This is a genomic window from Mycobacterium conspicuum (assembly GCF_010730195.1).
In the GTDB taxonomy this organism is placed as follows: domain Bacteria; phylum Actinomycetota; class Actinomycetes; order Mycobacteriales; family Mycobacteriaceae; genus Mycobacterium; species Mycobacterium conspicuum.
The window spans coordinates 2,897,530-2,911,191 of record NZ_AP022613.1 but is presented as its reverse complement, the minus strand read 5'-3'; the positions used below and the strand labels follow the sequence as shown (position 1 = coordinate 2,911,191).

General features: G+C 66.4%; 10 protein-coding genes. 5 read left to right on the top strand and 5 right to left on the bottom strand.

The window, feature by feature from the left end; translation table 11 throughout:
* The first annotated feature begins 43 nt into the window (after positions 1-43).
* On the top strand, positions 44-1,096 hold the full coding sequence (locus tag G6N66_RS13485) for a hypothetical protein (RefSeq protein ID WP_139825353.1): 1,053 nt from the start codon (positions 44-46) through the stop codon (positions 1,094-1,096).
* Here the strand turns inward: G6N66_RS13485 and G6N66_RS13480 are convergent.
* From G6N66_RS13480 to G6N66_RS13465, 4 genes are all read right to left on the bottom strand, one after another.
* Positions 1,093-3,783 carry an ATP-binding protein gene (locus tag G6N66_RS13480; RefSeq protein WP_232079295.1) on the bottom strand — a complete coding sequence of 897 codons (2,691 nt, stop codon included), beginning with the start codon at positions 3,781-3,783 and terminating at the stop codon, positions 1,093-1,095. The two genes, G6N66_RS13485 and G6N66_RS13480, sit on opposite strands and share 4 nt — an antisense overlap.
* Before the next feature lie 45 nt (positions 3,784-3,828).
* Positions 3,829-4,356 carry an ester cyclase gene (locus G6N66_RS13475; RefSeq protein ID WP_232079294.1) on the bottom strand — a complete coding sequence of 176 codons (528 nt, stop codon included), beginning with the start codon at positions 4,354-4,356 and terminating at the stop codon, positions 3,829-3,831.
* Positions 4,357-4,427: 71 nt separating this feature from the next.
* A complete protein-coding gene (locus tag G6N66_RS13470; RefSeq protein WP_232079293.1) occupies positions 4,428-4,901 on the bottom strand; it encodes a CHAP domain-containing protein in 474 nt (157 codons plus the stop codon).
* A gap of 273 nt (positions 4,902-5,174) precedes the next feature.
* Positions 5,175-7,781 carry a flavin-containing monooxygenase gene (locus G6N66_RS13465; RefSeq protein ID WP_085234463.1) on the bottom strand — a complete coding sequence of 869 codons (2,607 nt, stop codon included), beginning with the start codon at positions 7,779-7,781 and terminating at the stop codon, positions 5,175-5,177.
* An 84-nt stretch (positions 7,782-7,865) separates the two neighbouring features.
* Here G6N66_RS13465 and G6N66_RS13460 point away from each other — a divergent pair, with 84 nt between their 5' ends.
* The 4 genes from G6N66_RS13460 to G6N66_RS13445 all read left to right on the top strand — a co-directional run bounded on the left by G6N66_RS13460 (position 7,866) and on the right by G6N66_RS13445 (position 12,644).
* A complete protein-coding gene (locus tag G6N66_RS13460; RefSeq protein WP_085234462.1) occupies positions 7,866-8,714 on the top strand; it encodes an SDR family oxidoreductase in 849 nt (282 codons plus the stop codon).
* A 46-nt stretch (positions 8,715-8,760) separates the two neighbouring features.
* Positions 8,761-11,139, top strand: a complete 2,379-nt coding sequence (locus G6N66_RS13455) for a phosphoketolase family protein (RefSeq protein WP_085234461.1) — start codon at positions 8,761-8,763, stop codon at positions 11,137-11,139.
* Between the two features lie 89 nt (positions 11,140-11,228).
* Positions 11,229-11,882 (top strand): MOSC domain-containing protein, encoded by a 654-nt coding sequence (locus G6N66_RS13450; protein ID WP_232079504.1) that lies wholly within the window; start codon positions 11,229-11,231, stop codon positions 11,880-11,882.
* 36 nt (positions 11,883-11,918) lie between these two features.
* A complete protein-coding gene (locus G6N66_RS13445) occupies positions 11,919-12,644 on the top strand; it encodes a CPBP family intramembrane glutamic endopeptidase (protein ID WP_139825352.1) in 726 nt (241 codons plus the stop codon).
* A gap of 1 nt (position 12,645) precedes the next feature.
* Here G6N66_RS13445 and G6N66_RS13440 read toward each other — a convergent pair whose 3' ends face one another.
* The gene (locus G6N66_RS13440; protein WP_085234459.1) at positions 12,646-13,659 is read right to left on the bottom strand and encodes a zinc-binding alcohol dehydrogenase family protein; all 1,014 of its coding nucleotides are present in this window, start codon (positions 13,657-13,659) and stop codon (positions 12,646-12,648) included.
* Between the last annotated feature and the right edge of the window lie 3 nt (positions 13,660-13,662).

Here is a 13,662-nt window from a genome sequence, read left to right as displayed (position 1 = left end):
GAATGCAAAACGCGACCGAGTCAAGGCGCCATTGGGATCGGTAGTGGTTCCGGTGCCCGATACTTTTGGCATGAGCGTCAACGAGCACTCGGCACCGTCGCGCCAGTTCGTAGCTTCCGCCCCGCCCATGGCCACCCAGATGAATGCGTTTGCCACCGGGAAGGGCCGGTACCTCGTGCAGGCGCCGATGTGTGCGGTGATCTTGGTGGTCGTCGCGTCGTTCGTCACCCGGCGGAGCGAGGGCTACACGATCGCCGTGGCTGGCCTCGTAGCGCTGTCAATCTTCGCTCTGGCCGGAACCGGCTACGTGTGGTGGCGGTCGCGGCGAAAGGTCCTGATCGGCGTCACCAGCGACGGCCTGACCGTCAATCAGCGGCGCGACGCTTTTCCCTTCGTCGATGCAAAGCTGGGCCCCTGGCCGAACATGGGTGTGGCCCTTCACCTCCAAAATGGTTCTCGCCGCTTCGTTCTCGGCGGACGAGACCGTCGCATTGCTCCCACCACACGGCTCGACGCGCAACCGGTCCAGGCCGTCGATGCGTGGTTGTGGGCCAACGAGTTCGACGAGCTTCTCGCCAGCGGTGGGCTGGCTGTGCGCGGGCCTGTGCCGGGGGAACCGACGCGGTGCTTGTTGTTTCCCAACCCCTATCTGGCCGAAGAAATGGGGTCGTTCGCACTCCGAAAGCAAATGCGCCATCAGCAATCGCTCTCGCAACCGAGCCTGATCCTCGACGTGGACAACCACGCTCTGCGGGTGATCGACCCGGACGGCGACGCGCGAAATGCCTCGGCTTCGCGTGCGCACGTGACGGCGACACCGGCAACGTTTCAGGCCGACAGCGTCCACAGCGGCGACGGCAGCACCTATGACTATCCCGCGACGCCCGGCCTGACCGTGCGTCTTCCCGGTGTGCAACCACTGACCATCGGCTGTCTCGACTTGGTGGGGTTGGAATCTCGCTTTTCGTGGCGCGGTAACTCGCCTCGGTCGAACGAACGGCCATCGTACGTGGCCTCAGCGGCGGATTTGCGAACGCTCGCTGAGGAATTCGGCTTGGCCGCGCAGCTGGAAGACAAGGCCAGGCGCGAAGATTAGCGCGTGGCCGCCTTCAGTTCTGCTGACGCCTGGTCGATTTGGTCGAGTGCATACACGGCTATGGCGGGTGCCGTCATCGCGCCGCCTTTGCGGGCCAGCGATTCGTATGCCGGCTCGCCGAGCACCTCTCGCAGATGGGCCACTGCAGTGTTGAGTTCGGGCAGTCCCGCGATGTTGAGCGGGTTGACTCCGAAGCCGGCGATCGTGGCCGCGGGTGCGTAGCGACCCAGCCGGTCGAAATGGGTGGCGAGCACTGCCAAAGCGGTACCGAGTGTCGCGGTGTTGCCGGAGTCGTGGACGGTGCGGATGGTCACGGTGATGTATTCCAAGGCGGCCAGCGGGTCGCCGTGCTTGGCCTCTAATCGGGCCAACACAGCCGCCAGGACGCTGATGTTGTACCGGCTACCGCTGGCTTGCGCGATCGCCATGCCCCGGCGCAGGGCTTCCAACGCGCGGATGGGATCGACCTCGCTGAAGGCGTAGCCATAGCTGAACAATGCATACGAGTGGCACCACGGGTTGCGGGTGGCCTCCGGGGAATCGACGAGGTTGTGCGCCAGTGCCATCGCCTCATCGGTGCGACCGGCCCACACCAGCGCGAGGACGAGGTTAGCGGCGGTGATTCCATAGGTATCGCGATTTCGGGCAAGTTGGGCGCTGCCCCACTCGACCGCACGTTCGGGTTGGCCGATGACGCTGTACGCACCCGCGAGGATGCCCTCCTCGCCGTAGCGCAAATCGTCGAATTCGCCACTCTCGATCACGGGCCGGCCGGCGTCGGCGTACTGAACCGCATCCTCGACCCGTCCAAGGACGTAGCACAGCGCCGCATACACGTATAGGGCCGCGAGCTTCGGATGGCGGACGGCTCGCGCGGGTTCGATGAGTCCTTCGGCCCATGTGAGGGGCTCGTATTTTTCGCTTTGAACGCCAAGCATCGACCCGTAGATCGCAATCGTCGCGGCGACGTCGAGATCAGCCTGGTCGGCGGCCCACCGATACGCGGTGCGCAAGTTGGCCAGCTCGGCGGTGAACCACGCGTAGGCATCAACCGGGCGCGGGCTGTCCCACACCGTCATGATGTCGGCTGCACGCCCCACGAAGTAGCGGGCATGCGCACGGCGGGTCGTTTCCGCTTCACCGCAAGCGACGAGCTGGTCCTCGGCGAACTGGCGGATCGTCTCCAGCATCGAGTACCGGGTCCGCCCCGTCGAGCGGTTGACGATGAGCAATGATTTGCGCACCAGCGCGTCCAGTAGATCGAGGATTGCATAATCGTCGACGTCCTGGGATTCGCTCAATCCGCTTATTGCGCAGGCACTTTGGAGGTCAAATCCGCCAGCGAATACCGAACACCTTGCCAGCAAGGTTCTTTCGGCTTCACCAAGAAGTTCGTAAGACCATGCCACCGCGTGGCGCAGGGTTTGGTGGCGTGACAGACCGCGCCGCGAACCGACCAGGAGGCGGAACCGCTGATCTAGCCGATCGCGCACCTCACCGGCGGTCATCGACGCCATCCGCGAGGCCGCCAATTCGATGGCTAACGGGATGCCGTCGAGTTTGCGGCAGATATCTATTACGGCCTCCGCTTCGAGGGGTTGGAGCAGCGAAAAGTCCGACACGACGCTTTGGGCACGGTCGAGGAAGAGGTGCACACCGGCGGATTCGGTTCCGGAGTTGACGTCGAGCGAGGGCACACGCCATAACTTTTCGTCGCCGGACCCCAACCCTTCGCGACTGGTCGCGAGGATCGTCACGGTCGCCGATGCGGCCAGAATCGCCTCGACGAGATCCGCGGCGCTGTCGACAACGTGTTCGCAGTTGTCGAACACCAGCAGCCGGACTCTGTCCTCCAACGCGGACGCGACGCTCTCCTCCACGGTTTTGCCCGGCTGCTGGACGATGCCCAGCGCCGCGGCCACCGCGTCCGGCACCGCGGCCGGGTCGGTGACCGCAGCCAAGTCGAGAAACCAAACACCGTCGGGGAATTCACCGGCCAGCCGTGCCGCGACTTCCAACGCAAGGCGAGTTTTGCCGACCCCGCCCACCCCGGTGAGTGTGACCAAGCGATTCGCTTTCAGTGCGGATTGCAGGTCGGCGACCTCCGACTCTCGTCCGATGAAGCTCGTGGTCGGAGGTCGCAGGTTCCCCGGAGTCGTATCCAGCGTCCGCAACCCGGGAAAGTCCGCCGGCAGGCCGGCCGCGCGGACCTGGAACAACCCGATCGCGGTCGGCAAATCCCGCAACCGGCGCGGCCCCAAATCCACCAGATCGACCCCGCCCAGCAGGCCGGCCGTCGACTCGGCCAATAGGATCTGACCCCCGTGCCCTGCGGCCATCACCCGTGCCGCACGGTTCAGCACGGCACCGAAATAGTCGCCGTCGCGGAGTTCCGCTTCGCCGGTGGCGATGCCCATCCGTACCGGCAGCTCCAGCGCCCTTTGCGCGGCCACCGCCGCGTCGACCGCACCGCTTGGCGAGGCGAACGCGGCGCACACCCCGTCACCCGTGTGCTTGAACAACCACCCACCCTGCGCGTTGATCGCCTCGCGCAGCACCGTGTCGTGCGCGGCCAGTGCCGCCCGCATGCCCTCGGCGTCGGCCTCCCACCGACGGGTGGACCCCTCAATGTCGGTGAACAGAAAAGTCACCACGCCCGAAGGAGCAGCAGCCGCGGACACGCCCACAGAATTTCACAGGACGCCCGCTCCCATCCCGAACATCGGTGGGTTTCACATGAACTTGCGGGTCATCAGTGTGTTGCTGGGCAGAGAAACGTCGAGTACTTTGCGCGCGGTCTCGACCCCAGCGATGGGAAGGCCGTCGAGATCGAGCAGACCCAGCTGAACGAGCACACTGGCTTGGTCCCAGTAGATGTGCTCGTGCACGAGTTTGTCTTCCTCAAATTGCACGACGGCCACCGTCGGAATTTCCACCGCGCGTCCGGTGGGCTCAATGCCGGGCAGCATCCAATCCATCCGAGTGGTGTGCGTGAAGCGGACGACGAACTCGTCGACGAGGGAACTCTCCCCGACCGTTCGGCTGACGGGAATCAGTTCGAAGTCGGGTGGATTCTGCCCGATGAAATGGTGCGCGTAGAAATGTCGCAAGCTCTCGAAGCCGACGCCGCCGGTCATGGTGGGGATGTGGTTGACGTAGGGTTCCGCCACCATGGTGGACATGGTGGCGTCCACGTCCCGCGTTTCGAACTCGTAGCGGCAGTGCGCGTCCCACAACGCGGCAAAATCGTAAGCGGCCATTGCCAGCACCTCTCTCGCGGAGCCCAGCCTACGACTGGCCGGCTGGCAACTCACGGTCGTCATCCGACGACTCACGGAATCAAGATGTAGCTGATTCCCGGGCCATCTTCGACGGTGCGCGTGTCGAATTGGTGGAAACCCGACGTGTGGTATCCGTTCGCGACGGTGGCCCCGTAGCCGGCGTTCATCTCGGTGATGGTTATGCGCCTGCCGTTGACGGCGTCGACCCAGGCGACATGTCCGACGCCCCCGACGACCGAGCTGCTGAAGACGGCGATCGAGTTGGGCTGAGCTTCGCCCACCACTGTCCAACCCGCCGCTTCGGCTTGATACGCCCAGTTTTCGGCGTTGCCGGTCAGCGCCTTGATGTAGTAGCCGGTGTGCTCGTGGATTTGTTCCTGGGCGCCCCAGGTGCAGTAGCCCTCATAAGGGCCGCTGTAAGGGTTGTGGTCAGTCGTGGCGCCCTTGGTTCGGTCCGCGTGGGCCGGTGGCGTCGTCAGCGACGCACCAAGCGAGAGTGCGCTGCCCACGGCGACGGCAGCCACAATTCCTCTGGCTTTCATTCGCCTCCCTTTCCCGGCGGTCGAGGCGCGAACGCATCAACTCGTTACCTTTCCTTTATCGCCGGGTGATCGGAATTCGTTTCACCATGACCGCGCCTAGCGGGCGGCGCCGCCGCTACGCTGCGCGAAGGCAATCGCCTCGTCGGTGGATAAAGCCGCGCCCGCGGCCCATTCGGAGGCGAATTCGTGCTCGCTGGAACCGGGCGCATCTGCACGCAGCAAACCGCGACCGGCGCTCTTTATTGCATCGCCACCTCAGGAGGCGGGCTCGGGGGTGCGCGTCGCGGCGAAGAAGCCGCGCAACGCGGCCGCCATCCGCGCGCGTATCGGTGCGCCTGAGATGACCGCGTCGACCATGGGCACCGACAGGTGGGTGTGCCCGCGGGCGCGGACATACTCGGTCGGTACCCCGGCCGCATCGAGCGCGGCGGCGTAGGCCTCACCGACATCACGCAGCGGATCGAACTCGGCCGTCACCACGATTGCCGGCGGCAACCCGGTCAGGTCGGCGGCCTCCAGGGGGGCGAACCGCGGGTCAGCGCGATCCGCCACGTCGATGTAATGGTCGTAGAACCAACCGAGTAGCGGCGTCGTGAGGCCGTAGCCGTCGGCGTTCTCGGCGAAGGATGCGCGCGTCATGTCGCCGGACGTCAACGGCGTCAACAACGCCTGACCGACGATGGTGGGCCCACCCATGTCTCGCGCCAATCGGCACACCACCGCCGCGATGCCTCCACCCGCGCTCCAGCCACACACGGCGAGCCGGCCCGGTCTGCCGCCGAGTGCCTCGGTGTTGTCCGCGACCCACCGCAGCGCGGCCATGCCGTCATCGATCGCCGCGGGAAATCGGTGCTCGGGCGCGTGGCGATAGTCCGCCGAGATGACGATCGCGTCGCTGCGCACACAAAGGTCCCGGCACAGGGGATCATCCGAAGTCGCGCCGCCCAGGACGTAGCCGCCGCCGTGGAAGTAGACGATGACCGGATGCGGGCCCGGGGTCGGCGGACGATAGAGTCGGTACGCCAAATCCCCTGCGGGGCCGGGCATTACGTCGTCGATGATTTCGCCAACGTCCGGCCCGGGCGGAAGCGTCGTCGACATCTGCTGGTACAGCGCGCGGGCGTCATCGACGGGCAACGATTCGATCCGCGGCGGATTCAGCGCCGCCGCCTCCATCAGGACCATTTCCACGTCTGGTTGCAGCCGGCGCACCACGCCGTCGTTGCACCGCGAGCCGTGGGGACCCGACAGCCTGAAGCCGAGGTAATCGCGTGCCGCCACCTCGTCGCAGCTGACGCGGTAGAAGTCGACGCCGGCACAGTACGGCAGAAACACCCGTGGCTTACCGGGCACGTTGGCGCCCATGTACCACGAGTTCGCGGCCGGGTAGAGCGTGATGTCGGCGCAGTCGTTGACGTGTTGCATCCAACCGGCTTCGGCGAGCTCGGTGGCCTCGATGACATCGAACCCGGAGGCGCTCAGGTGACCGAGGCAGTCGAGCACCCAGTCCGCGTGTTGTTCGATCGACACCGCCATGTTCGACAGCACGGAGGGGCTGCCGGGGCCGGTGATGAAAAACAGATTGGGAAAGCCGACCGTGGTCAAGCCGAGGTAGGTGTGCGGCCCGTCCGCCCATTTGTCCTTGAGGGCCAAGCCATTACGTCCCCTGAAGTCGACGGCGGTGATCGCTCCCGTCACGGCGTCGAAACCGGTGGCGAACACGATCGCGTCGAAGTCGAACGATTCGTCGGCGGTATCGATGCCGGTTTCCGTGACGTGCCGGATCGGATGTTTCCGGATGTTCACCAGCCGCACGTGCGGCAGGTTGTAAGTGGCGTAGTAGTTCGTGTCCAGGCAGGGTCGCTTCGTGCCGATGGGGTGATCGGTGGGGCACAGATCGGCTGCCGTCTGCGGATCCGCGACGATGGAGCGGATCTTGTTGCGGAAGAACTCGGCCAACTCGTGGTTAGCCGCGGGATTGCTGAGAACGTCGGAGAAAACAGTAAAGGTATCGAATAGCAGGCCACCCTGCCAGGCGCGCTCAAAGCGTTCCTGTCGTTCGGGCTCCGAGACGCTGAAGGTCTGGATGATGCTGCGTTCTCCCGGAATGCCACCCCACGAAATACGCGCCGCCGCACGGTATTCCGATTCATCGGTCAGTTGCGCGAGCTTTTCGGCCGATAGTGGGCCGTTGCGCGCTGGGATCGAGAAGTTCGGGGTGCGTTGAAATACCACCAGCTCTCGGGCTTCCTGCGCGATGACCGGAATCAATTGCACGCCAGAGGAACCCGTTCCGATCACCGCCACAATCTTGTTCGCGAAATCAACGGGTTCGTGCGGCCATCGGCTGGTGAAGTACACCTCACCACCGAATCGCTCGAGTCCGTCGACCTCGGGCGGCTTGGGCATGGACAGACAACCGGTGGCCATCACGACGAAGCGGGCGCTGACCTCGTCGCCGCCGTCGGTGCGGACACGCCATAGCGATGCGTCGTCGTCCCAGCGTGCCCGTTCTACCCGCGTCGAGAAGGTGAGGTGACGCCGCAGGTCGTGCTTGTCCGCGACATGGTTCAGGTAGCGCAGGATTTCCGGCTGGGTGGCGTATTTCTCCGACCATTGCCAGTCCCGCCGCCAGTCGGGGTCGAAGCTGAACATGTAATCGACGCTGGGCACGTCGACTCGCGCACCCGGATACCGGTTCCAATACCAGGTGCCGCCGAGATCGTCGCCGGCTTCGAACACGCGAAATCCGTACCCGGCGCGGCTGAGGCGGTAGGCGAGATAGAGGCCGGCGATACCTGCGCCCACCACGACCACGTCGACGGCGGGCGCCGTTCGATCGGTATTGACTGGAGCGGTCATCTTGTGATCATCACGCCGCGCCGGTCCGCTGTCACGAGTACCGCAGTACTTCATAATTTCCGGCCGTCGTGCTGTGCTTACCGCATGGCAGACACGGCATCGATCGGCGTCAAGGTCCGAGGAAAAGTCATCGTGATCACCGGCGGTGCACGCGGGATCGGACTGGCCACCGCGACCGCGCTGCACAAGTTGGGCGCCAAGGTCGCGATCGGCGACGTCGACGAGGCCAAGGTGAAGGACTCCGGTGCCGACCTCGGGCTCGACGTCTACGGCAAGCTCGATGTCACCGACAAGGATTCGTTTGCCGATTTCCTCGACCAGGTGGAGCGCCAGCTCGGACCGATCGACGTGCTGGTCAACAACGCCGGCATCATGCCCGTCGGCCGCATCATCGACGAGCCGGACGCCGTCACCCGGCGCATCCTGGACATCAACGTCTACGGCGTGATCCTGGGCAGCAAACTGGCCGTCCAGCGGATGGTGCCGCGCGGGCGCGGGCACGTCATCAACGTCGCCTCGCTGGCCGGTGAGCTCAACGTCGTCGGGCTGGCCACCTACTGCGCCAGCAAGCACGCGGTGATCGGCTTCACCGATTCGGCCCGGCTCGAGTACCGGTCCGCGGGTGTGAAGTTCTCGATGGTCTCGCCGACCTTCGTCAACACCGAGCTCACCGCGGGCACCGCCGGGGTCAAGGGATTGCGCAACGCCGAGCCCGCCGAGATCGCCGACGCGATCGTGGGCCTGGTGGCCCGCCCCAAGCCGCGGGTGCGGATCACCAGGGCGGCCGGCGCCATGGTGGTGTCGCAGAAATTCTGGCCGCGCGCCATCGGAGAGGCCCTGAACCGGCGGCTCGGCGGCGACCATGTGTTCACCGACGACGTCGACGTCGAGAAGCGCCGGGCCTACGAGGCTCGGGCCCGCGGCGAGGAGTGACCTTAGTTTCTAGCGGCGTTCACCAGCGGGGCGGACAATCGGCCGGGTGAGCCTGGAAACCGACACCGCGACCGCAATCCTTTCCGACGACGAACTGGCCGTGATCGACGCGTATTGGCGCGCCGCCAACTATCTCTCGGTCGGTCAGATCTACCTGTTGGACAACCCGCTGCTGACCGAACCGCTGTCCGCCGAGCACGTCAAACCGCGGCTGCTGGGACACTGGGGCACCACGCCCGGGCTGAACCTGATCTATGCGCACCTCAACCGGATCATCCGCACCCGCGACGCCAACGTCATCTACATCACCGGACCAGGTCACGGTGGCCCCGGGCTGGTGGCCAACGCGTATCTCGAAGGCACTTACAGCGAGGTGTACACCGGCATCGACGAAAGCATCGACGGAATGCGAAAGTTGTTCCGGCAGTTCTCTTTTCCCGGCGGCATCCCCAGCCACGTCGCCGCCCAGACGCCGGGATCCATTCACGAGGGCGGCGAACTCGGCTACGCGCTGGTGCACGCCTATGGCGCGGCGTTCGACAACCCCGATCTGGTGGTCGCGTGTGTGATCGGCGACGGCGAAGCCGAGACCGGGCCGCTGGCGGCCGGGTGGCACTCGAACAAATTCCTCAACCCGGCCGTCGACGGCGCGGTGTTGCCGATCCTGCATCTCAACGGCTACAAGATCGCCAATCCCACTGTCCTGGCGCGTATTCCGCATGCCGAGCTGGAATCGCTGCTGCGCGGCTACGGCTACCGCCCGATCACGGTCGCCGGGGACGACCCGGCCGGCGTGCACCAAAAACTGGCGGCCGCGCTGGAGGATGCGTTCGACGACATCGCGGCCATTCAGCGCGCCGCGCGCGTGTCGGATCACGCCGCGCGGCCGGTGTGGCCGATGATCGTGCTGCGCACACCGAAAGGCTGGACCGGGCCAAAAGTGGTGGACGGCAAGCACGTTGAGGGCACCTGGCGCTCACACCAGGTTCCGCTGGCCGAGACGCACGACAACCCCGAGCACCGCGCGCAGCTCGAAGAATGGCTGCGCAGCTATCGGCCCGCGGAGCTGTTCGACGAGAACGGCGCGCTGCGGGCCGAGTTGCGGGCACTGGCGCCGTCGGGTGATCGGCGGATGAGCGCCAACCCGCACGCCAACGGCGGCCTGTTGCTGCAAGACCTGGACCTGCCGGACTTCCGCGACTATGCGGTGCCCGTCGAGCAGCCGGCCGTCGCGACCCACGAGGCGACCCGGGTGCTCGGCACCTTCCTGCGCGATGTCATCACCCGCAACCTCGACAACTTCCGGCTGATGGGTCCCGACGAGACCGCCTCCAACCGGCTTTCGGCCGTCTTCGAGTCGACCGGCAAGGTGTGGCTGTCCGAGACCGGGCCCGACGACGACCACCTGGCCCCCGACGGCCGCGTCATGGAGGTGCTCTCCGAGCACCTGTGCCAGGGCTGGCTGGAGGGCTACCTGCTGACCGGGCGGCACGGCCTGTTCAACTGCTACGAGGCGTTCGTGCACATCGTCGACTCGATGTTCAATCAGCACGCGAAATGGTTGTCCACCAGCCGGGAGCTACCGTGGCGGCGGCCGATCGCATCGCTGAACTACCTGCTGAGCTCCCACGTGTGGCGCCAGGACCACAACGGCGCGTCGCACCAGGACCCCGGGTTCATCGACCTGGTCGCCAACAAGCGCGCCGAGGTGGTGCGGGTCTACCTGCCGCCGGATGGCAACACGCTGCTGTCGGTGGCGGATCACTGCCTGCGCAGCCGCGACTACGTCAACGTCATCGTGGCGGGCAAGCAGCCCGCGCTGTCCTACCTGTCCATCGACGACGCCATCCTGCACTGCACCCGCGGGCTGGGCATCTGGCCGTGGGCGAGCACGGCGAGCGGTGAGCCCGATGTGGTGCTGGCCTGCGCCGGCGACATTCCCACGCTGGAGACGGTGGCCGCCGCCGACATCCTGCGCCGCGAGCTGCCGAAGCTGCAGGTGCGGGTGGTCAACGTCGTTGACCTGATGCGGCTGCAGCCCGAGTCCGAACACCCACATGGCTTGCCCGACAAGGAATTTGACGCGCTGTTCACCGCCGACAAGCCGGTGATCTTCGCCTACCACGGCTATCCGTGGCTGATCCACCGGCTCACCTATCGCCGCGCCAACCACGCCGGAATGCACGTGCGGGGATTCAAGGAGCGGGGCACCACGACGACGCCGTTCGACATGGTCATGCTCAACGACCTCGACCGCTTCCATCTGGTGATGGACGTCATCGACCGGGTGGACGGGCTGGCCAGCCGGGCCGCCGTGCTGCGTCAGCGCATGGTCGACGCGCGGCTGGCCGCGCGCCGCTACACCCGCGAGCACGGCGAGGACGACCCGCAGATCGCCGGCTGGACCTGGGCGGCCCGCGGATAGGTCATCGAGTCTGCGTACAGAGCGCTTCGGCGCCCGATTTTTCGATCTGAGCGCAGTTTCGGCGCTGTTACGGTGAATCCGTGTCGAGCGTGATATCGGTCAACGTGGCGCAGGCGATGGCGAACCCGGATCCGCGCGCGATGTCGAACGTGACCGGCATCGACAAACTGGCGGCCGGCGAGCCGGTCATGGTGCGCGCGCCTGAAGGGGTGGGCAGCGGGCTGGTCGGCGATTTCATCGGCAATCCCAAGTTCCACGGCGGTGACGACCAGGCCGTCTACGTCTACGCGCGCGAAGACCTCGACGAGTGGGAGCGTCAACTCCAGCGACCACTCGCCAACGGAAACTTCGGCGAGAACCTGACCACTTCGGGCATCGACGTGACGGGGGCGCGGATCGGTGAACTGTGGCGCATCGGTTCCGACGGCCTGCTGCTGGAGGTCTCCGCGCCGCGCACACCATGCCGGACATTTCAGGCCTTCCTCAACTTAAATCACTGGATCAAGACCTTCACCGAGGGGGGAAAACCCGGCGCCTACTTGCGGGTGATTTCGCCGGGGACCGTGCGGGCGGGCGACGCCATCAGCCTCGAACACCGTCCCGACCACGACGTGACGATCGGTCTGGTCTTCTGCGCCCGAATGTCCGAACCGGCCTTGCTCCCCCAGCTGCTGGTGGCCGACGCGCTCTCGGCGGAACTGAAGGACTATGCGCGCCAGCGAGTCGTCTCGAACGTCGAGTAAGCCGGGCGGCCACAATCGCGCGGGTAAACTTGCCAGGTGCCCGACATCACCGCCGCAGCCGACACCAGGTTCCGACTGCATGTCGACATCGCGGTGGTCGTCCTGACCTTGGTGCTGACGAATCTGATCGCGCACTTCACCACCCCGTGGGCGAGCATCGCCACCGTGCCGGCCGCGGCCGTCGGGCTGGTGATCCTGGTTCGTTATCGGGGATTGGGCTGGGCCGAACTGGGTCTGGGCCGGGAGCATTGGAAGTCCGGGCTGGGGTATGCGCTGGGTGCCGTGGCCCTCGTCGGATCGGTGATCGCCATCGGTGTCCTGCTGCCGATGACCCGGCCGATGTTCCTCAACCACCACTACGCGACGATTTCCGGTGCACTGGTCGCCTCGATGGTCGTCATCCCGCTGCAGACCGTCATCCCGGAGGAATTGGCGTTTCGCGGGGTGCTGCACGGCGCGCTGCATCGGGCCTGGGGGTTTCGCGGTGTGGCGCTGGCGGGTTCGCTGCTGTTCGGACTTTGGCACGTTGCGACGTCGCTCGGCCTGACGAGCAGCAATGTCGGGTTTACGCGGCTGTTCGGCGGCGGCGTCGCCGGGATGCTGGCCGGCGTCACGCTCGCGGTGCTGGCCACCGGGGCGGCGGGGTTTGTCTTCAGCTGGCTGCGCCGGCGCAGCGGCAGCCTGATCGCGCCGATCGCGCTGCACTGGTCACTGAACGGGCTGGGCGCCCTGGCCGCCGCGCTGGTCTGGCATTTCGCCTAATTCACACCAGCAGCACGGCGGCCCCGGCGATACGACCCTCGCTGAGGTCGGTCAGCGCCTGATCCGCTTGCCCGAGTGGGTATTCCGGCGTGGTGACCTCGATGTGGTGCTCGGCGGCGAAGGCAAGGAACTCGCGGGCGTCGGCGCGGGTGTTCGACGTCACCGACCGGATCTGACGTTCCTGGAACAGGTGCCGCTGGTAGTTCAGCGCCGGAATGTCGGACAGGTGAATGCCGGCGATCGCCAGCGTGCCACCGCGGTCGAGCGCCTCCAGCGCGGGCAACACCAGATCACCGACGGGTGCGAACAGGATCGCGGCGTCCAGCGGCACCGGCGGCGGGTCGGCGGCACCCTGGGCCGACGCGGCGCCGAGTTCCATCGCCAGCCGCTGGGCGCTTTCCCCGCGCGTCATCACATGCACCTCGGCCCCTTGCGCCAACGCCACCTGCGCCGTGATGTGGGCGCTGCCGCCAAAGCCGTAAAGCCCGAGGCGACCGCCGGGCGGCAGCTCGGCGCGCAGCAGCGACCGATACCCGATGATGCCGGCGCACAACAGCGGCGCCAGCTCGGTGTCCCCGTAGCCGTCCGGTAAGTGGTGCGCGAAAGCCGCAGGGACAGTGGCGAATTCGGCGTATCCGCCGTCGGCGTCCCAGCCGGTGTAGCGGGACTTCGGACACAGGTTCTCGTCGCCCCGACGGCAATACGTGCACACGCCGCAGGTGTAGCGCAGCCAGGCGATGCCGACGCGGTCCCCCACACTGAATCCGTCGCCCGCCTCGGGGCCGACCTCGACAACCTCGCCGACCACTTCATGCCCGGGGGTGACGTGTTCGCGGTGCACGGGCAGATCGCCCTCGGTGACGTGCAGGTCGGTGCGGCACACCCCGCACGCGCGCACGGCCACCAGCAACTCGGCGGGTCCCGGGCGGGGCACATCGGTGGTGACCCGCTCGAGCGGGCGAGTCTTCATGGGGCCAGGCCGGCGCACGCGCCAGGCCGTCATGCTCGCGGGCATTGT